The organism is Pantoea sp. DY-5, from assembly GCF_019795955.1.
Lineage (GTDB): Bacteria > Pseudomonadota > Gammaproteobacteria > Enterobacterales > Enterobacteriaceae > Pantoea > Pantoea leporis.
Window position 1 is genome coordinate 1,306,508 of the sequence record NZ_JAIMIE010000001.1, and the last position, 19,927, is coordinate 1,326,434.

Below are 19,927 nucleotides of genomic sequence, written 5' to 3' on the forward strand. Positions count from 1 at the left end.
TATACTATTGAAGATCCGTAGATATAATTAAAAACTCTAAATTATTACTTTTTTATTAATAACATCGGAACACTCAATTAGAAAAATGCAGTGAACATCGAAATAATGACAACAAAATTATTCATCATTATTTTAAAATAATTGATAAATAACTTTAAATACAAAAAATTTGTGAATAATGATCTTACGTAACACTCAAGAAAATGTAAATTTAACTTTGCCGAGTTAACCATATTACAATTAGGGGATATTCATTTTTTAAAGAAACTACTCCAACCAATAATCCAATGAAAATTAAAAAACATTAAAGGCAAATAAAAAATAACAAAAAAGATCTTAATTAGTAAACTATATTTATAATAATTAATAACGCCTTGAATTAAAACATCATAAGCAATTCAATTTTAAATATCACCTAGCGTTTAATTAAATCATTAAAACCATTTTAATAAGATCATGATTTACAAATAACTTGCTCAATGTCTTTTGAGGTTTTTAATGTGCGGATTTCGTTAAATACCTCTGTTGCCTCAATATATTCTTTACGCAAATACCCTAACCACTGTTTGATACGCGCCACGTGATACATACCGGTATCACCTTGCTTTTCTAACTGGCTATATTTTTGCAGTAATTTCACTACGTCAGGCCACGGCATACGTGGTTCATTGTACTTAATTACACGACTTATATTCGGTACGTTGAGCGCGCCGCGCCCTATCATCACCGCATCGCAGCCGGTAATGCGCATGCAATCCTGCGCGTCCTGCCAGTTCCAGATCTCACCGTTGGCGATCACCGGAATACGCAGACGCTGGCGGATTTCGCCAATCGCCTGCCAGTTGATGCTTTCGGCGCGATAGCCATCTTCTTTGGTACGACCGTGCACCACCAACTCGCTGGCACCGGCTTGCTGCACCGCATCGGCAATCTCAAAACGACGATCGCCAGAATCCCAGCCTAACCGCACTTTTACCGTCACCGGCAGATGATCCGGCACCGCTTCACGCATCGCTTTCGCGCCGCGATAGATCAGTTCGGGATCTTTCAGCAAGGTAGCACCGCCGCCGCTGCCGTTGACCAGCTTTGACGGACAGCCGCAGTTGAGATCAACGCCCCAGGAACCGAGTTCCACCGCGCGCGCGGCGTTCTCGGCCAGCCACTCGGGGTATTGCCCGAGCAGCTGCATGCGAACGCGCGTGCCTGACGGCGTGCGGCTGTGGTTATGCAGCTCAGGACACAAACGATAGAAGGATTTTACCGGCAGCAGCTGATCGACCACGCGCAAAAACTCGGTCACGCACAAGTCATAATCATTCACCCCGGAGAGCAGCTCACGCACCAGCGAATCAAGCACGCCCTCCATCGGCGCCAGCAACACCCTCATGACGTTAGGCGTTCCCGGTTTTCTTCGGCGCCGGACGACGACGACCGCTGTTAGCGGCTGGCGCAGCCTGGCTTGCGCCCTGCGCTGGACGACGCGCGGAACGCGCTTCACCCTGCGGACGTGGCGCATTGCCGCTGTGCGGGCGAGAAACGTTGCCGCCCTGACCGCGACCCTGGCCTTGACCACGTCCACCTTGACCGCGACCGCCGCCCTGCTGCTGACGACCGTTCTGGATTGGCTCGGCTTTGATGCTGGGATCGACTTCGAAACCAGGCAGCTCGATGCGCGGGATTTCACGCTTCAGCAGACGCTCAATGTCACGCAGCAGTTTGTGTTCATCAACACACACCAGCGACAGTGCCGCGCCGGTAGCAGCCGCACGGCCGGTACGACCGATACGGTGCACGTAATCTTCCGCCACGTTTGGCAGCTCGTAGTTCACTACGTGTGGCAGCTCTTCGATATCCAGACCACGCGCCGCGATGTCGGTCGCGACCAGCACGCGAATGCCGCCGGATTTGAAGTCAGCCAATGCACGGGTACGCGCGCCCTGGCTCTTGTTGCCGTGGATCGCGGCGGCGGTAATGCCGTCTTTGTTCAGCTGCTCAGCCAGATGATTGGCGCCGTGTTTGGTACGGGTGAACACCAGCACTTGCTGCCAGTTATCACGACCAATCATCAGCGACAGCAGTTCCCGCTTGCGCTTCTTATCCACGAAATGCACTTGCTGTGAAACTTGCTCAGAGGCGGTGTTACGACGCGCAACTTCAACCTGTTCTGGGTTGGTAAGCAGTTTTTCCGCCAGCGTTTTGATCTCGTCAGAGAAGGTGGCAGAGAACAGCAGGTTCTGACGCTTAGCAGGCAGACGCGCCAGCACGCGACGGATGTCGTGGATGAAGCCCATATCGAGCATACGATCCGCTTCATCCAGCACGAGGATTTCAACCTGTGACAGATCAACCGCGTTCTGGTGCGCCAGATCGAGCAGACGGCCCGGTGTCGCCACCAGCACGTCAACGCCGCCGCGCAGTTTCATCATCTGCGGGTTGATGCTCACGCCGCCGAATACCACCAGCGAACGGATATCGAGATATTGGCTGTACTCACGCACGTTCTCGCCAACCTGAGCCGCCAGTTCGCGGGTCGGGGTCAGGATCAACGCACGCACCGGGCGGCGGCCACGCGCCGTGGACGGTTTTGCAGTCAGACGCTGCAGCAACGGCAGCGTAAAGCCGGCGGTTTTACCGGTGCCGGTTTGGGCGCTCGCCAGCAGGTCACGACCAGCCAGCACCACAGGAATGGCCTGACGCTGAATCGGCGTCGGCTCTTGGTAGCCTTGTTCTGCTACCGCACGCAAAATATCGGCACTTAAGCCGAGAGAGTCAAATGACATGCAGGTGTATTACTCCGAACCGTCCTGACCGCCGTAGGCGATGTAGTTTTCAGGAGGGATATGACGCAAGCGCGGGGCTCACGTGTGAAAAGGGCACAAACTACCATGCGTAAGGGCGCGAGTTTAGCAGCTTTCCGCGCAGACAGCATCCATAAAAAAAGGAGCCGCATTGGGCTCCTTTTTGTCAGGTCCGCAGGGTTGCGGTCCCTAATCGATCAACTGCGCTTCTTCTCGATGCGCTGAACCGGCTCTTTCGCCAGCAGTGAAACCAGCGCCGGTCCCACCAACATCACCACGCCGAGGAGACCAATCAGCAGGTTGTTGTGGATAAAGCGGGAGATCAGGAACAGCGTTAACATCGCTGCGCCAAAGTAGTAAGTGGTGGTCACCTCTTCGAGGGAATCACCCATTCTACGTAAACGGGCACTACGCTGCATGACCAGCATGGTAATGAATACCACCGCATAAGCTGCCACCAGGGTACTGCTCACTTCAACCAGCGCCCTATGTTTCCAGCCCCAAACCAGTGCGGCAATCACCAGCAGGTGCATTGCAATGTGCAAACAAGTTTGTCCGGTAACAATCTGAACACGATTAGACCATTTCATTCTCTTCTCCTGGCAGACCCAACAGGTCGCCCAAGTGTATCTGGCTGGAGGCCAGACGAACGTCCTCAATGTAAAGCAAATTTCGGATTACGCCCTAATTTTCTGCCCTTAACACCATCCATTTGTGACAAAGACTACACTTTGTGCTGTTGATGATGAAAAGGAGCGCGTCGAAGTATGCCACAAAATACGCAAGGATTTTCATTTAAAGTCCTGACGATCAATACCCACAAGGGTTTCACCAGCTTTAATCGCCGCTTTATCCTGCCGGAATTGCGTGATGCTGTTCGCGCCACATCGGCGGATATCGTCTTCCTGCAAGAGGTAATGGGTACCCACGCCATCCATTCGCTGCACATTGAAAACTGGCCGGAAACCTCCCATTACGAATTTCTGGCCGATACCATGTGGAACGATTTCGCCTATGGCCGCAACGCGGTTTATCCCGAGGGACATCACGGGAACGCGATATTGTCACGCTTTCCCATCGTTGAATATGAAAACCGCGATATTTCCGTCGCCGGAAGTGAAAAACGCGGCATGTTGCACTGCCAAATCCGCCTGCCGGATCGGGCGGAACCGCTGCATGTGTTCTGCGTACATCTCGGTCTGAAGGAGAAACATCGCCAGGCGCAGATGAAGATGATGTGCGACTTTATCGATACGCTGCCGCCCGATGCGCCTTTGGTGGTGGCCGGTGATTTCAATGACTGGCAGGTCAGCGCCAATCGCTTTCTCAAACGCGCGGTGGGCTTAGAGGAAGTGTTCAGCATCAAAACCGGCCGCCCTGCCCGCACCTTCCCGGCGCGTTTTCCGCTGTTACGGCTAGATCGTATCTACATCCGCAACGCTACGGTGAGTAAGCCGTGGGCGCTGCCGGTTAAACCCTGGTCTCACCTGTCCGATCATGCGCCGTTAGCGGTGGAGATTTTCCTATGAGTTTCAATTGGCGCGACGGTAATCAGCTCCGTCTGTTAGAAAATGGTGACCAGTTTTTCCCGCGCGTATCAGGCGCGATCCAACGCGCCGAGCGCACGCTGCTGCTGGAAACCTTCATCCTGTTTGAGGACGAAGTCGGCAACGATCTGCACGAACAGTTGCTCAAGGCGGCGCAGCGCGGGGTCAAAGTCGAGGTGATGGTCGATGGCTACGGCTCGCCAGACCTCTCCGACCGATTTGTTGATAGCCTGACGGCCGCGGGCGTGCGCTTTATCTATTACGATCCGCGTCCGCTGGTGCTCGGCATGCGCACCAATGTGTTTCGTCGCCTGCACCGCAAGATCGTGGTGATCGATGAACAGATCGCCTTTGTCGGCGGCATCAACTTCTCCGCTGAACATAACATCGATTTCGGTGCAGAGGCCAAACAGGATTATGCCGTGGAGGTGAAAGGCCCGGTGGTGCTGGATATTGCCCAATACGTGCAGCAACAAATGGGCAGCGAACAGCACACGCGGCGCTGGTGGGGTGCGCGCTCCCATCGCCCGGCGGTCAACGCCATGCCCGGTGAAGCGCAGGTACTGTTTGTCTATCGCGATAACGACGAACACCGCGACGACATCGAACAGCACTATCTCGCCATGCTGCGCAAGGCACAGAAGGATGTGATCATCGCCAACGCCTACTTCTTCCCCGGCTATCGTCTGCTGCGCGAAATGCGCAGCGCGGCTCAGCGCGGCGTGCGCGTCAGGCTGATTGTGCAGGGCGAGCCCGATATGCCGATCGTCAAAGTCGGTGCCGAGCTGCTGTACAACTACCTGGTCGATGGCGGTGTGGAAGTGTATGAATATTGCCGCCGCCCGCTGCACGGCAAAATAGCGGTACAGGATCAGCAGTGGTCCACCGTCGGCTCCAGCAACCTCGATCCGCTGAGTTTATCTCTCAATCTGGAAGCCAATTTGATGGTGCACGATCGCGCTTTCAACCAGACGCTGCGCGACAATCTGGAACTGCTGATTCAGCAGGACTGCGTGCGCGTGGAGGATGACAAGTTGCCGCCGCGCAACTGGTGGCAGCTCACCAAGGGCGTAATTGTGTTCCACTTTTTACGTCACTTCCCGGCTATTGCCGGATGGTTGCCTGCGCACACGCCACACTTGTCGCAAGTTGCTCCCCCCGTACAACCCGAAATGGAAACTCAGGATCGGGTTGAAGCCGATAATTCAGGAGCAAAATCCTAATGTCGAAAAAGAATCCGCGCTGGCAACTGGCGAAGAAAATCCTCACCTGGCTGTTTTTTATTGCGGTGATTGTGCTGCTGGTGGTGTATGCGCGCAAGGTGAACTGGGAAGACGTCTATACGGTGATCGTCGGTTATAACCGCTATGTGGTGCTAAGCGCTGCTGCACTAGTGGTGGTGAGTTATCTGACCTATGGCTTGTACGACCTGATTGGACGAGCCTACTGCGGCCATAAGCTGGCGAAGCGCCAGGTGATGCTGGTGTCGTTTATCTGTTATGCCTTCAACCTGACGCTCAGCACCTGGGTTGGCGGCGTGGCGATGCGCTATCGGCTCTACTCAAGACTCGGTTTGCCGGGCAATACTATTACGCGCATTTTCTCGCTGAGCATCGCCACCAACTGGCTAGGCTATATTCTGCTGGCCGGCGTGGTGTTTGCGGCGGGCATGGTGCCGATTCCCTCCGGTTGGTTCATTGGTGAAACCACGCTGCGCATCATTGGCGCGGTGCTGCTGGTGATGGTGGCGGTCTATTTGTGGGCTTGCGCCTTCGCGAAGAAGCGCCGCTGGACGGTTAAAGGCCAGCATCTGCAGCTGCCTTCGCTGCGCATGGCGCTGTTCCAGTTTGCGGTCTCCTGCGCCAACTGGATGGTGATGGGCATGATTATCTGGCTACTGCTGGCGCGTCAGGTGGATTATCCGATTGTGTTAGGCGTGTTGCTGATCAGCAGTATCGCCGGTGTGATTATTCACATCCCGGCCGGGATTGGCGTGCTGGAAGCGGTATTTTTGGCGCTGCTCAGTGGGCAACACGCCTCGCACGGCACCATTATTGCAGCGCTGCTGGCTTACCGCGTGCTCTATTTTATTCTGCCGCTATTGGTGGCGCTGGTGCTCTATTTGTGGCTGGAGAGCCGCGCGAAGCATTTACGGCAGAAGAATGAGCAGAAGATGGAGAAATCGGTATCGCGGTGAGTTTGTGCGGAGTTCCCCTCTCCCGCAGGCGGGAAAGGGGACAGTCTGGTGCGGGATTTAGCGGCGGTTGCCGAAGATGCGCAGCAGCATCAGGAACAGGTTGATGAAGTCGAGATACAGCGTTAACGCACCCATGATTGAGGCGCGACGCAGGTTCTCTTTGTCATTGACGTTGATATTCTCGCCAATCGCCTTCAGCCTCTGCGTGTCATAGGCGGTTAAGCCAACAAACACCACCACGCCGATATAGGTAATCGCCCACATCAGCGCCGGGCTTTTCAGCCAGAAGTTCACCAGTGACGCCAGCAAAATACCGATCAGCGCCATAAACAGCAGGCTGCCAAAACGGCTCAGGTCGCGCTTAGTGGTGTAACCGTAGAAGCTCATGGCACCGAACATCCCGGCCGTCACGAAGAAGGTGCTGGCGATGGATGAGTAGGTGTAAACGAGGAAAATACTCGCCATGGTTAATCCGGTTAGCGCCGAATAGAGCATAAACAGTGCGGTGGCGACCGCGCCGCTCAGGCGATGCACCATGCCAGACAACACAAACACCAGCGCTAACTGCGCGATGATCAAGCCAAAGAAAGTGATGCGGTTAGCAAACACCAGTTCCATTACTGCAGGTGTGCGGGCAGCAAACCACGAAACAAACGCGGTGAGCAGCAAGCCGCAGGTCATCCAGCCATACACCTGCGCCATGTAGGTCTGCAGCGAGGTGGATGCCTGCTGCACGATTGAATCATTACGTGGATATCGATCCATGAAGCGCCTCATTAGCGGTTACGTTAACAAACTCTGTAAGTGTGGAGTGTACACCCGTTTGCGTCAACGGCGCGTCAAGCACTGTTGATAGCGGCCATTTACGCGCTGAGCAAACCACGCGGTAGTGAGATTGCGGGTGATTTTCGGGCTCTCCAGCTTGATGCCCGGCAGCATTTCGCGCGGCAGACGTTTTCCGGCCATCTTATCGGCGAGGATAAAGGTCTGCTTCCACAGCGTGCTTTTGGCAAAATCTTCAGTGTCGCCCTTCTCCAGATCGCGGCGGATTTCACGATTGCTCATATCCAGCTGCTTGCTCAGGCTGCGCACCGCCAGTTCGGTGGAACCGGCCTGATCGCTGCCATAGACGATCAGGTCGCCGTCCAGTGCCAGCTTGATGCCGCTGGCGCGCGCGATGGCCGCCTGAAATGCGGCGTTGCGGCTGGCGTACCAACCGGCGTTGAAGTCGGCGAAGCGATACAGCGGCTGGCTGTAATCGGCCGGGTAGCCAAGCAGATGCAGCGTGCCGAAGTAGATACCACCGCGACGGGTGAAGACTTCACGACGAATCGAGCCGTCAACCGCATACGGATAGCCTTTGGCGTGCGCTTCCGCAAACGCAATGCTGACCTGCATCGGCCCGCCGGTATGAATTGGGTTGAGGTTGCCAAACAGCTTTTGCCCCATCGGCACCATATCGATGAAATCATCAAAAATGGCGCTCAGCTCTTTCTCGCTGCGCACCTTATCCAGACGCGCAGCATAGCTTTCGCCATTTGGTGATTTGATCAGCAGAGCGGTGCGCACCAGAAATGCCGGCACATGCACTTTGGCGGCGCGGCGATCAATCTCGCCCCAGGCGATTTTCGGTAAGCCCGGCACCACCGCATCGGCGCTGAAGTTAGACTCCTGATCGGTAACGGCAATCACCGCGCAGAGGTTGCTGACGCTGGCATCAATTTGCTGCACGCGGAACGCGGTATAGATGTCGTCGGCCCAGGCGGATTTCTGTTTCACGTCGCTGGGCAACAACTGCTGGATTTGGCTTTTTACATCGGCGGGCTGACGCGCGGGCGCCTGCGGCTCTTTTTTCGTGCTACAACCGGCCAGCACCAGCGCAGCCAGCAAAGCTGCGCCTTTCATCATCTTGCTCGTGTTCATCCTGCTCCCTGACGCCAACAAAAACCGTACCTTAACGTTTTCAGTGGCCTGCCGCTATCGGAGCGGGAGGATTTTGCGCGCTAGCTCCAGCGCTCAGCGGCCTGATGATCGCTATCACGGGCATCAACCCAGCGATCGCCTGCGGCGGTGGCTTCACGCTTCCAGAACGGCGCGCGGGTTTTCAGGTAATCCATGATGAATTCGGTGGCGGCGAATGCGCTGCCGCGATGCGCGCTGCTGACGCCAACAAACACGATCTCATCGCCAGGAAACAGTTCGCCAACGCGATGGATCACCGTAACCTGCTGCAGCGCCCAGCGCTGACGCGCGTCTTCCACGATCTCCGCCAGCGCTTTTTCCGTCATGCCGGGATAGTGCTCCAGCGTCAAGGCCGCCACGCTGGCACCGAGATTGTGATTGCGCACTTTGCCGGTGAAGGTGACGACCGCGCCGTCGCTGTCATGGGCGGCGAGTTTTTCGTACTCTTCGCCGACGTTGAACGGCTCTGATCCCACACGAATCCGCGTTTCCATCATCAGCCTCCGGTGACCGGCGGGAAAAAGGCCACTTCATCGCCCGCACGCAGCGGATGACTCATCGGCACCAGCGTTTGGTTTACCGCCGCCAGCAGCTTGCCGGATTCCAGCGCCAGCGCCCAGCGATCGCCCTTCTCTGCTAACGCCGCGCGCAGCGTGGCGACATCGGCGTAGTCAGGCTGCAAATCCAGTGAAGCGGTGCCGGTTAATTCCCGCACATGAGCAAAAAACAGCACCTTAATCATGGCTCACCGCCTTGAAGTCGCCGGATTTGCCGCCGCTTTTAGTCAGCAAACGCAGCTGGTCGATGACAATGTCTTTTTGCACCGCTTTGCACATGTCATAGATGGTCAGCGCTGCAACGGACGCCGCCGTCAACGCTTCCATCTCAACGCCGGTTTTGCCGGTGAGACGACAGAGTGAGGTGACGCGCACGCGATTATGCTGCGGTTCCGCCAGCAAGGTAACCTCCACTTTGCTCAGCATCAGCGGATGACAGAGCGGAATCAGTTCCCAGGTGCGTTTCGCCGCCTGAATACCGGCGATGCGTGCGGTGGCGAACACGTCGCCTTTATGATGGCTGCCGTCAATAATCATCTGCAGCGTTTCGGCGCTCATCAGCACCAGTGCTTCGGCCTGCGCTTCGCGCACCGTTTCGGTTTTGCCAGAGACATCAACCATGTGGGCTTCGCCAGCGGCATTGATATGAGTTAACGATGACATGCTTACAACTTCTTCAAATGTGAGACGAAATTACACGGACGCGTACGCGCATCCAGCTGATCTTCGATAATGCGCTCCCAGGCGCTGCGGCAGGCGTTGGTCGATCCCGGCACGGCAAAAATCAGCGTCTGATTGGCTAATCCAGCCACCGCGCGTGACTGCAGCGTTGAGCTGCCGATCTCTTCATAGGAGATCATGCGGAACAGCTCGCCAAAGCCTTCGATTTCGCGGTCCAGTAGCGGCAGCAACGCTTCTGGCGTGCTGTTTTTGCTATTGAAACCGGTGCCGCCGTTAACGATCACCACTTGCACATCGTCGCTGGCAATCCAGCGCGATACCGTGGCGCGAATGCGATAGCGGTTATCTGGCACAATCGCGCGATCAACCACCTGATGCCCGGTTTCCGCCAGCGCTTCACGCAGATAATCGCCCGATGTGTCATTGCTGGCATCGCGGCTATCCGAGACGGTCATCACCGCCACATTTAAGGCGACAAATTCGCCGGAAGGTTTACCCATGGCCGTAACTCCTGTGTTTAGCCACCAATAAAGGAGAGATTTTGCGTGATGCCGGTGTTGCCCTGATGCAGGAAATGCGTCTGCTTTTTCTGTCCAAGGCTGTGCGCAATGCGCGCCTGCAACTCATCTTGCTGATCGTCAGAGGCCAGCAGATCGCGCAGCGACACGCCGCCGTCACCAAACAGGCACAGATGCAGATTGCCCAGCGCCGAGACGCGCAGGCGGTTGCAGCTGGCACAGAAATCTTTCTCGTACGGCATGATCAGGCCGACTTCGCCCTGATAATCGGGATGACGGAACACCTGCGCCGGACCGTCGCTGCGGCCGCGCGGCTGGCGTTGCCAGCCTTGCAGGATCAGTTGGTCGCGGATCACTTCACCGGAGATGTGATGACGGCGGAACAGATCGCTGCCTTCGCCGGTTTCCATCAGTTCGATAAAGCGCAGTTGAATCGGTCGCAGGCGCAGCCACTCAAGGAAGGTGCTGAGACTATGGCTGTTCACATCGCGCATCAGCACGCTATTGACTTTCACTTTATCGAAACCGACATCAAAGGCGGCGTCGATTCCCGCCATCACCTCGGCAAATTTGTCCTGGCCGGTAATGGCGTGAAACTGGCGAGCGTCGAGGCTATCGACGCTGACGTTGATATGGGTGAGACCGGCATCGCGCCAGGCACCTACGTCACGCGCCATGCGATAACCGTTGGTGGTCATCGCGATCTGGCGAATGGCGGCGTTTTCACGCACTGCAGCGATGATGTCGGTAAAATCACGCCGCATGGAGGGTTCGCCGCCCGTCAGGCGCACTTTTTCCGTGCCCGCCGCCGCAAAGGCACGCGTCACGCGACGAATCTCATCCAGCGAGAGAAAACTTTTATTGTGCGTACCGTTCGGCTTATAGCCGCTCGGCAAACAGTAGGTACAACGGAAGTTACACACATCCGTGACCGACAGGCGCAGATAGTAAAAGCTGCGCGCATAGGCATCTGTAAATTGTGGCACCTGAACACCTTTCCAAAGTCGGGAGATGCAGTCATTTCTTTCTGCACCCTGGCAGCTCAAGGCTGCGGCCTGGCTTCCATATCGATAACGACTTAGGAAACCAGGCTTGGGAGTTTGTTGTCATTATGGACAACACGGTTAAAACGAATGGTAGCGCGATTAACGGTTAGCATCCATGAGTGATTTTCGCTATATATCTTGATGCATAACGTTTTTTCACCGCATTTTCGCGACAGGATACGGTAAAATGCACCACGGATATTGATGCACATCAGTTCAACTACGCCTCAACGCGAGGACGTCAGTGACAAAGGAGAAACATGAATCGAACCCTGGCAGATTTGGATCGCGTAGTGGCATTAGGTGGCGGACACGGTTTGGGCCGCGTGATGTCGGCGCTGGCACCGTTAGGTTCGCGCCTGACCGGCATCGTCACCACCACCGATAACGGCGGATCCACCGGCCGCATTCGCCGCTCGGAAGGCGGCATTGCGTGGGGCGATATGCGTAACTGCATCAATCAGTTGATCACCGAACCGAGCGTCGCCACCGCGATGTTTGAGTATCGCTTCACCGGCAATGGCGAGCTGGCCGGGCATAATCTGGGCAACCTGATGCTGAAGGCGCTTGATCATCTCAGCGTGCGCCCGCTGGAAGCCATCAACATCATCCGCAATCTGCTCAAGGTCGATGCGTTTCTGATCCCGATGTCGGAACAGCCGGTCGATCTGGTGGCGCAGGATGGCGAAGGCAATATGGTGTACGGCGAAACGGCAATTGATGAGATGAAGCAGCCGCCCCAAGAGTTGATGTTACATCCGAATGTATTGCCAACCCGTGAAGCCATCGAGGCAATTGGTGAAGCGGATTTGATTCTGATTGGCCCCGGCAGCTTCTACACCAGCCTGATGCCGATTCTGCTGATGGAAGAGATGGCGCGCGCGCTGCGCCGTACGCCTGCCACCATGGTGTTTATCGGCAATCTGGGCCGCGAACTGAGCCCAGCGGCGGCTAGCCTGAATGTGGCCGATAAGTTGGCAATTATGGAGAAAGCGATTGGCAAGCGGGTGATTGATGCGGTGGTGGTGAGTCCAGCCGCCGATATTCGCGGCGTGGAAGAGCGTTTAATCATTCGCGAGCCGCTGGAGGCCGCCGACATCAAATATCGCCATGACCGCCAGCTGCTGCGCATCGCGCTGGAACACGCGATTCAGGCCGTTTAATTTCCAGGTGCGCATGAATTCGCACCCTACGAAAACCACGCTGAATTCCCGTAGGGTCGCCATTTATGGCGACCTGGTTACAACCATCACGATTATGGCGACCTGGATACCACGATCACGAAGCCGCAATAAACAGCTCGCGCAATTGATGCAACTGATCGCGCACGCTGGCAGCCTCTTCAAACTCCAGATTCTGCGCGTGCTGCTGCATCTGCCCTTCCAGCTCGTGAATCTTCTTCTGCATCGCCTGCGGCGTAAGCGCCATATAGTTGGCTTCCGCTTCTGCTGCGTTGCGTGAGGCGGTTTTGCCTTTACCACGCGTTTTCACTACGTTTTTGCCGAGCTCAAGAATATCAGTGATCTTCTTGTTGAGCCCTTGCGGCGTAATGCCATTCTCTTCGTTGTATTTCTGCTGCTTCTCACGACGACGCTCGGTTTCGCCCATCGCGCGCTCCATCGACGGCGTGATTTTATCGGCGTAGAGAATCGCCCGGCCATTGATGTTACGCGCGGCGCGACCAATGGTCTGTATCAGCGAACGCTCCGAACGCAGGAAGCCCTCTTTATCGGCATCGAGAATCGCCACCAGCGACACTTCCGGCATATCCAGACCTTCTCGCAGCAAGTTGATGCCAACCAGCACATCAAATTCGCCAAGACGTAAATCGCGGATGATCTCCATACGTTCCACAGTATCGATATCCGAGTGCAGATAGCGCACCTTCTCGCCGTGCTCCACCAGGTATTCGGTGAGATCTTCCGCCATACGCTTGGTCAGCACAGTCACCAGTACGCGCTCGTTAATCTCAACACGCTTGCGGATTTCCGACAGCAAATCGTCAACCTGCGTCGACACCGGCCGTACTTCCAGAATCGGATCCAGCAGGCCGGTTGGACGCACCAGCTGATCGATCACTTCGCCACCCGATTTTTCCAGCTCGTAATTGCCCGGCGTGGCCGACACGTAAATGGTTTGCGGAGCGGCTGCTTCAAACTCTTCAAACTTCATCGGACGGTTATCCAGCGCCGACGGCAGGCGGAAACCGTACTCCACCAGCGTCTCTTTACGCGCGCGGTCACCACGATACATGCCGCCAATCTGCGGAATGGTGACGTGCGATTCGTCGACCACCAGCAAGCCATCCGCCGGTAAATAGTCGAACAAGGTCGGCGGCGGCTCGCCCGGTCCGCGCCCGGAGAGATAGCGCGAGTAGTTTTCGATGCCGGAGCAGTAACCCAACTCGTTCATCATCTCGAGATCGAACTGCGTACGCTGGAAAATACGCTGCTCTTCCAGCAGCTTATTGTTCTCCAGCAGCACTTTGCGGCGCACCACCAGCTCATCTTTGATCTCTTCCATCGCCTTAAGAATGCGCTCACGCGGCGTCACATAGTGCGTTTTCGGATAGACGGTAAAGCGCGGGATCACCGAATCAATCTGCCCGGTGAGCGGATCAAACAGCGACAGCCGCTCAACTTCTTCATCAAACAGCTCAATACGCAGCGCAATGTCGTCCGATTCCGCCGGGAACACATCAATCACTTCGCCGCGCACGCGGAAGGTGCCGCGCTGGAAGGCCTGATCGTTGCGGCTGTACTGCAGCTCCGCCAGACGACGCAAAATGCTGCGCTGATCAATAATCATGCCGCGCGTCAGATGCAGCATCATTTTCAGGTAGAGATCGGGATCGCCCAAACCGTAGATCGCCGAAACCGAGGCCACGACGATGACATCACGGCGCTCCAGCAGCGCTTTGGTCGCCGACAGACGCATCTGCTCAATGTGCTCATTCACCGAGGCATCTTTTTCGATAAAGGTGTCAGAACTCGGCACATAGGCTTCAGGCTGATAGTAATCGTAATATGAGACGAAAAACTCCACCGCGTTATCCGGGAAGAACTCCTTCATCTCACCGTAGAGCTGCGCCGCCAGGGTTTTATTCGGCGCCAGCACCATCGTCGGGCGGTTGAGGTCGGCAATCACATTCGCCACGGTAAAGGTTTTACCTGAGCCGGTCACGCCCAACAGCGTTTGATGCGCGAGTCCATCTTCCAGTCCCTCTTCGAGACGGCGAATCGCCTCAGGTTGATCCCCTGAAGGCTTGAAAGCGGAGTTGAGTTTAAAGACTTTGCTCATGTTTTTGCGGTTCCAGCAGATGAAGTCGGCGGGCAGGCTGCTAATTCTACTCTGCTATGGCGAATTTGCCAGAAAAAAATACTGGACATAATTACAGTAACCTTGCACGATAATGGCACCTGACGGCGATTCTCTTCAGTGCAATTTAAGCGGCTGGCGGCAAGTTGTTGTTGCGCAATGTTATCCCCAGGCGGAGGATGCTTTTAACATTTGTCAATAGAGTGTCATTAAATTGCAGTCCGATGACAAGGCAGATAATTCCCATGCTTGATTTTAACTAACCTGCTGTTTTAATTCACTTTGACTCAAAAGCCCAGTTTCTCATCATAATGTAGGAAGGCCGCGAATTTACTCGCTTGCACACGGTTTTCAGTCGCTAATGCACAAGGTTATCCACAGTAATGGTGGATAAGTGAATCCAGCCCCGAGCCCATCGGCTGTGTATAATTTTCTCCCGCCCATTCTTAAGCGTGAAAAAAAATTTTTTCGCATTTATTTTTCCCGCCTTGCGTGTCGCATTAACCCTTCTTTTTCCCGGTTTACCTTCCTATACCTGGAGAAAAGCCAGGCGTTAAGGCCATTTATTTCCCCGGTTATTGCCTTACGAACGATCAAATGCACCAGAAACGTTAAGCAGTCAGCACCGTCAAAGTGCAATCGATTTATCACCGCCGGCAATTGTTAAGAATTTCTCAACTTTTAGCCGCTGATTTGTCAGGTTTCAGCCGCAGATGTGCCTGAATTCCTAACCTGGCCTGGGAATTGCAGTGTTAACGCTATGGAGTGACGAGTCCATATCGGCGCTTGCCGACGACAGCGGTGTCCATCAATCGTGCACGACTGTATGCCAGACGACACAGAGCGGGAGCATTCAGGCTAATAATCTGGAAGGAGTATGTCAGATGCTGAGTTTACGTTCGGTGAATCAGTTTTACGGTCAAAATCACATTCTGTGGGATGTCGATCTCGATCTGCCGCCGGGCACCTGTACCGGCGTGCTGGGCAGTCCCGGCATGGGCAAAACCACGTTGGTGAACTGCATTATGGGCCGCCTGCCAATTAACAGTGGCTCAATGACCTGGCAGGAAGATGGCGCGCCGCCGGAAGATTTACTGTTGCAACCGGCCGAACTGCGCGCGCGCACCGGCATTGGTTATGTGCCGCAAGGACGGCATATTTTCTCGCAAATGAGCGTGGAGGATAACCTGCTGATCGCCCTGATGGCGGCACAGGACGATCGTAGCCGTGCCATTCCGGAAATGGTGTTCGACCTGTTCCCGGCACTCTATTCATTGCGCCATCAGCGCAGCGGCGAGTTGCCAATGGAACAGCAACAACATTTGGCCCTGGCGCGTGCGCTGGTGCTGCAACCCAAGCTGGTGATTCTGGATGAGCCGACAGAGGGGATGTCGCCGTGGCTGGAAGAGGAGATGGGCAATCTGATTCGTCGTTTAAACCGTGAGTATGGTTTAACCATTCTGCTGCTGGAGCAGCACGTCTCGTTTGTCCGCCGCGTCGCCGATTATTTCCTGCTGCTGCATCGCGGACGCAATGTGGCGCACGGTAAAGTGGCGCAGCTGGATGATTTGACGGTGAATAAGTGGCTGACCGCAAGGTGAAGATGTAGCCAGGTCGCCGTGAATGGCGACCCGGGTTATTTATTGCGGCAACGTCAAATAACGCCCGCACTCGGCCTGCTGCGCCTCATCGCGCAGGTGCGGAATCTCACCGAGGAACGGCGCATCAATGCGCTGACGCAGCGTATCCATATACTCCTGATGGCGTTTGCCGGGCGGCTGAATATCATTGGCAATCCAGCCCGCAAGGCGTAATCCGCGCGCTTTAATCGCTTCGGCGGTGAGCATGGCATGATTGATGCAGCCTAACTTCACACCCACCACCAGAATCACCGGCAGCTGCTCGGCTTCCACCCAATCGGCGTAAGTTTGCGTCTCCGACAGCGGCGTAAACCACCCGCCTGCGCCTTCGACTAACACCCATTCTGCCTGCTGCTCCAGCGCGCGCAAGCCCGCTGACAGCGTGGCAAAGCTAATCGGCCTGCCCTCTTCCGCGCTGATGATATGCGGCGAGGTCGGCTCGACAAACGCCAGCGGGTTCACCTGCTCGTAGCTTAACGACAAGGTGCTGTAGCGCTGCAACGCCAGCGCGTCGCTGTTGCGAATGCCTTGCGGCGTGATTTCGCAGCCGGATGCCACCGGCTTATAGCCTGCGGTGCGTAAACCGGCGGCGCTTGCCGCCTGCAGCAGCGCGCCGCTGGCCACGGTTTTGCCCACTTCGGTATCGGTTCCGGTAATAAACCAGCGTGTCATTTGCTTAAAACTCCATACATCAGGTGATAACTCAGGCGATAACCGGACTCGTCCTGCGGCCAGTGCTGCTCAAGCTGTGCCAGTTGGAAACGCGTCAGCACGCTGGCGCCGCGTCCGTCGTGCAAATGCGTAGCACCAATGCCTTTCAGCGAGCGCATAGCGCTGAGCGCGCTGGAAAAATGCAGCGTGATAACCTGCTGCTGCACGGCGATTGGCAGCGTCGCGGTGGCCGCATGAAACTGGGCAGCGCTGAGGAAACGGTTGGCGTGCTGGCGGCCATCCAGCTGCGCCCACGCGTGATGCACTTCGTGCAGCGTACCGTCGAGTAGCGTGGAAAACAGCACCGTGCCGCCCGGCCGCGTGACGCGCAAAAACTGCTGCAGCGCGGTGTGCAAGTCGCTGCTCCACTGCACCGCCAGATTGCTCCACACGCCGTCAACGCTAGCGTCCGGCAGCGGCACCGCATCGATATCGCCCAACAGATAGTACTGCGCCGATTGCTGATCGCGCGCGGTTTGCAGCATGTTGGGCGACAGATCGAGCGCCGTCAGCGTGTGCCCGCGATCGCGCCAGTAGCGGCTATACCAGCCGGTACCGCACCCGGCATCCAGCAGATGCGGACCAAAACCAGCGGGCGCCAGCGCCAGCAGCGCATCGCCGCTCAGCCGCTGTAACTGCGCGTGCTGCTCGTAATGCGCAGCCGCACGACCAAAAGCCTGCGCCACGGCCTGTTTGTTAACCTGCAGCGTCATACAGCGCCTCCAGCAGACGATCAATGTCATCGGTGTGATGTGCAGCGGTAAGCGTGATGCGTAGCCGAGCGGTGCCCGGCGGCACGGTTGGTGGCCGAATCGCACTGACCCAACAGCCGGCCTGCGCCAGCCGCTGCGACAACGCCATTGCCGCGCTGTTTTCGCCAACGATCAGCGGCTGGATGGCGCTCGCAGAATCGACCAACTGCCACGGCAAATCCGCCGCACCGGCGCGGAAACGCGCAATGTGGCTGTGCAGTTTCTCGCGCAGCGCATCACCTTGCTGAATCTGCCGCAGTGCCGCCAGCAGCGCATAGCACTGCGCCGGTGGCATCGCGGTGGAGTAGATCAGATGGCGGGAAAACTGCTCGACGTAATCAGCGGTGGCGTCATCGCACAGCAGCGCCGCGCCGCTAACGCCAAACCCTTTGCCGAAGGTGACGATCAGCAGTTCCGGTTTGACCTGCTGCTGCCAGCAGCTGCCGCGCCCTTGCGCGCCGGTCACGCCAATGCCGTGCGCATCATCCACCAGCAGCCAGCCGTTGCCGCACCGCGTCTCTGCGGCGATGGCTGCCAGCGGAGCGCTGTCGCCGTCCATGCTGAACACGCCTTCGGTCACCACCAGCGTGCCGCCGTCCGACGGCGTTGCCAGCAGCTTCGCCAGACTTGCTGGCTGATTGTGGGCAAAACGACGCAGGCTCGCCGGGCTGTGGCTAGCGGCATCCAGCAGTGAAGCGTGCGCCAGCTTATCGGCGAAGATGCGATCCTGCTTTTCCGCCAGCAGATGAATTACCGCCTGATTGGCGGCAAATCCCGAAATAAACAGCAGCGCGCGCGAGTAGCCCAGCCAGTCAGCCAGCTCCTCTTCGAGCTGCGCATGGTGGCGGCTGTAGCCGGTCACATGACCCGATGCACCCGCGCCGGCGCCCATCTCAGCCGCGCCCTGCTGCCACGCGGCAATCACCGCCGGATGCTGGCTCAGACCAAGATAGTCGTTACTGGAGAAGTGGCGATAACGCTCCCCCTCCAGCGTAATTTCCCGCACGCTGTTGTGCTCAATGGGACGCCGCAGACGCCAGCCATCAGCGGCACGCCGCGCCGCTAGCGCCGCGTCGATACGTTGTGACCAGCCCATTTACACAGCCGCGTTGTAGAACTGCGCGGTATCCGCGTGCAGCAGCTGCTCGCTGAGCTGATGCTGCTGCTCATTGTCACCCGCCGTTGTCGCGGTGTGCTCCGGATTCAGGCCCAATTTGCGGAACTGAATCAGATCCTTATCCTCTTCCGGATTTGGCGTGGTAAGCAGTTTGCAGCCGTAGAAGATCGAGTTAGCGCCGGCCATAAAGCACATTGCCTGCGTTTGCTCGCTCATCTGCTCGCGTCCGGCAGAAAGACGCACATGTGACGAGGGCATCATGATGCGCGCCACCGCGATGGTGCGAATAAAGTCGAAGGGTTCAACATCGTCGTTATCGGCCAGCGGCGTGCCTTTGACCTTCACCAACATGTTGATCGGTACGCTTTCGGGCGGCGTCGGCAGATTCGCCAGCTGCACCAGCAAGCCCGCACGATCTTTCACCGTTTCACCCAGACCCACAATGCCGCCGGAACACACTTTGATGCCCGCGCCGCGCACTTTATCCAGCGTATCCAGACGTTCCTGATAGCTGCGCGTGGTGATGATGTTGCCGTAAAACTCTGGCGAGGTGTCGAGGTTGTGGTTGTAGAAATCGAGCCCGGCTTCGGCGAGGCGCTGCGCCTGGTCGCCATCCAGCGTGCCAAGCGTCATGCAGGTTTCCATGCCCATCGCTTTCACGCCTTGCACCATCTGCTGAAGGTAAGGCATGTCGCGCTCGTGCGGGTTTTTCCACGCGGCGCCCATACAGAAACGGCTCGATCCCGCCGCTTTGGCTTTGCGCGCCGATTCCAGCACCGCATCCACTTCCATCAGACGTTCCGATTCCAGACCGGTTTTATAGCGCGCGCTCTGCGGACAGTATTTACAGTCTTCCGGACAGGCGCCGGTTTTGATCGATAGCAGCGTGCTGACCTGCACCTGGCGTGGATCGAAATGTTGACGATGCACTTGCTGCGCTTCAAACATCAACTCAAGGAAAGGTTTATCGAAAAGTGCCTGAGCTTGTGCCAGTGTCCAGCGGTTTGCCATTGCTTACTCCAGAAAAAGGGGGTTCATCCCGACGATTAACGTGGTTATACTTGTAAACTAAATCTTTTTAAA

20 protein-coding genes and 1 riboswitch are annotated in these 19,927 nt (G+C 56.3%); of the genes, 5 read left to right on the forward strand and 15 right to left on the reverse strand.

Features of this window, described 5'->3' with window-relative positions:
- Positions 1–454 precede the first annotated feature (454 nt).
- The 3 genes from dusC to K5Y30_RS06185 form a co-directional block, all read right to left on the reverse strand.
- Positions 455–1,387: a tRNA dihydrouridine(16) synthase DusC gene (gene dusC / locus K5Y30_RS06175; RefSeq protein ID WP_222210713.1), complete on the reverse strand. Its 933-nt coding sequence runs from the start codon at positions 1,385–1,387 to the stop codon at positions 455–457.
- A 4-nt stretch (positions 1,388–1,391) separates the two neighbouring features.
- Positions 1,392–2,780, reverse strand: a complete 1,389-nt coding sequence (gene rhlE, locus K5Y30_RS06180; protein WP_008102680.1) for an ATP-dependent RNA helicase RhlE — start codon at positions 2,778–2,780, stop codon at positions 1,392–1,394.
- Between the two features lie 215 nt (positions 2,781–2,995).
- Entirely contained in the window at positions 2,996–3,388 is a 393-nt protein-coding gene (locus tag K5Y30_RS06185) for a YbhQ family protein (protein WP_101763168.1), read from the reverse strand.
- A 177-nt stretch (positions 3,389–3,565) separates the two neighbouring features.
- On the opposite strand from K5Y30_RS06185, the gene K5Y30_RS06190 reads away from it, so the two are divergent.
- From K5Y30_RS06190 to K5Y30_RS06200, 3 genes are read left to right on the forward strand one after another with little or no spacing between them, the layout of a single operon-like run.
- On the forward strand, positions 3,566–4,327 hold the full coding sequence (locus K5Y30_RS06190) for an endonuclease/exonuclease/phosphatase family protein (RefSeq protein WP_101763169.1): 762 nt from the start codon (positions 3,566–3,568) through the stop codon (positions 4,325–4,327).
- Positions 4,324–5,568: a cardiolipin synthase ClsB gene (clsB, locus tag K5Y30_RS06195; protein WP_137385413.1), complete on the forward strand. Its 1,245-nt coding sequence runs from the start codon at positions 4,324–4,326 to the stop codon at positions 5,566–5,568. Before K5Y30_RS06190 ends, clsB begins: the two co-directional genes overlap by 4 nt.
- On the forward strand, positions 5,568–6,542 hold the full coding sequence (locus tag K5Y30_RS06200) for a lysylphosphatidylglycerol synthase domain-containing protein (protein WP_101763171.1): 975 nt from the start codon (positions 5,568–5,570) through the stop codon (positions 6,540–6,542). Before clsB ends, K5Y30_RS06200 begins: the two co-directional genes overlap by 1 nt.
- Before the next feature lie 57 nt (positions 6,543–6,599).
- Here the strand turns inward: K5Y30_RS06200 and K5Y30_RS06205 are convergent, their stop codons facing one another.
- The 7 genes from K5Y30_RS06205 to moaA form a co-directional block, all read right to left on the reverse strand.
- Positions 6,600–7,307: a Bax inhibitor-1/YccA family protein gene (locus tag K5Y30_RS06205; protein ID WP_101763172.1), complete on the reverse strand. Its 708-nt coding sequence runs from the start codon at positions 7,305–7,307 to the stop codon at positions 6,600–6,602.
- 63 nt (positions 7,308–7,370) lie between these two features.
- Positions 7,371–8,465: a DUF1615 domain-containing protein gene (locus tag K5Y30_RS06210; protein ID WP_222210714.1), complete on the reverse strand. Its 1,095-nt coding sequence runs from the start codon at positions 8,463–8,465 to the stop codon at positions 7,371–7,373.
- A gap of 80 nt (positions 8,466–8,545) precedes the next feature.
- Positions 8,546–9,001 (reverse strand): molybdopterin synthase catalytic subunit MoaE, encoded by a 456-nt coding sequence (moaE, locus tag K5Y30_RS06215; RefSeq protein WP_222210715.1) that lies wholly within the window; start codon positions 8,999–9,001, stop codon positions 8,546–8,548.
- Positions 9,001–9,246 (reverse strand): molybdopterin synthase sulfur carrier subunit, encoded by a 246-nt coding sequence (moaD, locus tag K5Y30_RS06220; RefSeq protein ID WP_222210716.1) that lies wholly within the window; start codon positions 9,244–9,246, stop codon positions 9,001–9,003. Before moaD ends, moaE begins: the two co-directional genes overlap by 1 nt.
- Entirely contained in the window at positions 9,239–9,724 is a 486-nt protein-coding gene (gene moaC, locus K5Y30_RS06225) for a cyclic pyranopterin monophosphate synthase MoaC (RefSeq protein WP_110865768.1), read from the reverse strand. The genes moaD and moaC overlap by 8 nt, the downstream gene beginning before the upstream one ends.
- Positions 9,725–9,726: 2 nt before the next feature.
- A complete protein-coding gene (moaB, locus tag K5Y30_RS06230) occupies positions 9,727–10,242 on the reverse strand; it encodes a molybdenum cofactor biosynthesis protein B (RefSeq protein WP_222210717.1) in 516 nt (171 codons plus the stop codon).
- 17 nt (positions 10,243–10,259) lie between these two features.
- The gene (gene moaA, locus K5Y30_RS06235; protein WP_222210718.1) at positions 10,260–11,246 is read right to left on the reverse strand and encodes a GTP 3',8-cyclase MoaA; all 987 of its coding nucleotides are present in this window, start codon (positions 11,244–11,246) and stop codon (positions 10,260–10,262) included.
- Positions 11,236–11,371: riboswitch (molybdenum cofactor riboswitch) on the reverse strand. It overlaps the preceding gene by 11 nt.
- A gap of 195 nt (positions 11,372–11,566) precedes the next feature.
- Between moaA and yvcK the strand changes: the two genes are divergently transcribed.
- The gene (gene yvcK, locus K5Y30_RS06240; protein ID WP_110865766.1) at positions 11,567–12,469 is read left to right on the forward strand and encodes a uridine diphosphate-N-acetylglucosamine-binding protein YvcK; all 903 of its coding nucleotides are present in this window, start codon (positions 11,567–11,569) and stop codon (positions 12,467–12,469) included.
- A 115-nt stretch (positions 12,470–12,584) separates the two neighbouring features.
- Here yvcK and uvrB read toward each other — a convergent pair whose 3' ends face one another.
- Positions 12,585–14,606: an excinuclease ABC subunit UvrB gene (gene uvrB, locus K5Y30_RS06245; protein ID WP_222210719.1), complete on the reverse strand. Its 2,022-nt coding sequence runs from the start codon at positions 14,604–14,606 to the stop codon at positions 12,585–12,587.
- Positions 14,607–15,508: 902 nt separating this feature from the next.
- On the opposite strand from uvrB, the gene K5Y30_RS06250 reads away from it, so the two are divergent.
- Positions 15,509–16,225, forward strand: a complete 717-nt coding sequence (locus K5Y30_RS06250; RefSeq protein ID WP_110865765.1) for an ABC transporter ATP-binding protein — start codon at positions 15,509–15,511, stop codon at positions 16,223–16,225.
- Between the two features lie 39 nt (positions 16,226–16,264).
- Here K5Y30_RS06250 and bioD read toward each other — a convergent pair whose 3' ends face one another.
- From bioD to bioB, 4 genes are read right to left on the reverse strand one after another with little or no spacing between them, the layout of a single operon-like run.
- Positions 16,265–16,936 (reverse strand): dethiobiotin synthase, encoded by a 672-nt coding sequence (gene bioD / locus K5Y30_RS06255; protein WP_222181668.1) that lies wholly within the window; start codon positions 16,934–16,936, stop codon positions 16,265–16,267.
- Entirely contained in the window at positions 16,933–17,688 is a 756-nt protein-coding gene (gene bioC, locus K5Y30_RS06260; protein WP_222210720.1) for a malonyl-ACP O-methyltransferase BioC, read from the reverse strand. Before bioC ends, bioD begins: the two co-directional genes overlap by 4 nt.
- A complete protein-coding gene (gene bioF / locus K5Y30_RS06265; RefSeq protein ID WP_222210721.1) occupies positions 17,672–18,823 on the reverse strand; it encodes an 8-amino-7-oxononanoate synthase in 1,152 nt (383 codons plus the stop codon). Before bioF ends, bioC begins: the two co-directional genes overlap by 17 nt.
- Positions 18,824–19,855, reverse strand: coding sequence for a biotin synthase BioB (gene bioB, locus K5Y30_RS06270; protein WP_222210722.1), 1,032 nt, complete (start codon positions 19,853–19,855; stop codon positions 18,824–18,826).
- Between the last annotated feature and the right edge of the window lie 72 nt (positions 19,856–19,927).

Bases quoted from the DNA above. Each gene is read 5' to 3' on its own strand.
- K5Y30_RS06205 (WP_101763172.1), bottom strand. From the start codon at position 7,307: ATGGATCGATATCCACGTAATGATTCAATCGTGCAGCAGGCATCCACC.
- bioB (WP_222210722.1), bottom strand. From the start codon at position 19,855: ATGGCAAACCGCTGGACACTGGCACAAGCTCAGGCACTTTTCGATAAA.
- yvcK (WP_110865766.1), top strand. From the start codon at position 11,567: ATGAATCGAACCCTGGCAGATTTGGATCGCGTAGTGGCATTAGGTGGC.
- K5Y30_RS06210 (WP_222210714.1), bottom strand. From the start codon at position 8,465: ATGAACACGAGCAAGATGATGAAAGGCGCAGCTTTGCTGGCTGCGCTG.
- bioD (WP_222181668.1), bottom strand. From the start codon at position 16,936: ATGACACGCTGGTTTATTACCGGAACCGATACCGAAGTGGGCAAAACC.
- K5Y30_RS06200 (WP_101763171.1), top strand. From the start codon at position 5,568: ATGTCGAAAAAGAATCCGCGCTGGCAACTGGCGAAGAAAATCCTCACC.
- moaC (WP_110865768.1), bottom strand. From the start codon at position 9,724: ATGTCATCGTTAACTCATATCAATGCCGCTGGCGAAGCCCACATGGTT.
- moaE (WP_222210715.1), bottom strand. From the start codon at position 9,001: ATGATGGAAACGCGGATTCGTGTGGGATCAGAGCCGTTCAACGTCGGC.
- K5Y30_RS06190 (WP_101763169.1), top strand. From the start codon at position 3,566: ATGCCACAAAATACGCAAGGATTTTCATTTAAAGTCCTGACGATCAAT.
- bioF (WP_222210721.1), bottom strand. From the start codon at position 18,823: ATGGGCTGGTCACAACGTATCGACGCGGCGCTAGCGGCGCGGCGTGCC.
- K5Y30_RS06250 (WP_110865765.1), top strand. From the start codon at position 15,509: ATGCTGAGTTTACGTTCGGTGAATCAGTTTTACGGTCAAAATCACATT.
- bioC (WP_222210720.1), bottom strand. From the start codon at position 17,688: ATGACGCTGCAGGTTAACAAACAGGCCGTGGCGCAGGCTTTTGGTCGT.
- uvrB (WP_222210719.1), bottom strand. From the start codon at position 14,606: ATGAGCAAAGTCTTTAAACTCAACTCCGCTTTCAAGCCTTCAGGGGAT.
- rhlE (WP_008102680.1), bottom strand. From the start codon at position 2,780: ATGTCATTTGACTCTCTCGGCTTAAGTGCCGATATTTTGCGTGCGGTA.
- clsB (WP_137385413.1), top strand. From the start codon at position 4,324: ATGAGTTTCAATTGGCGCGACGGTAATCAGCTCCGTCTGTTAGAAAAT.
- dusC (WP_222210713.1), bottom strand. From the start codon at position 1,387: ATGAGGGTGTTGCTGGCGCCGATGGAGGGCGTGCTTGATTCGCTGGTG.
- moaD (WP_222210716.1), bottom strand. From the start codon at position 9,246: ATGATTAAGGTGCTGTTTTTTGCTCATGTGCGGGAATTAACCGGCACC.
- moaB (WP_222210717.1), bottom strand. From the start codon at position 10,242: ATGGGTAAACCTTCCGGCGAATTTGTCGCCTTAAATGTGGCGGTGATG.
- K5Y30_RS06185 (WP_101763168.1), bottom strand. From the start codon at position 3,388: ATGAAATGGTCTAATCGTGTTCAGATTGTTACCGGACAAACTTGTTTG.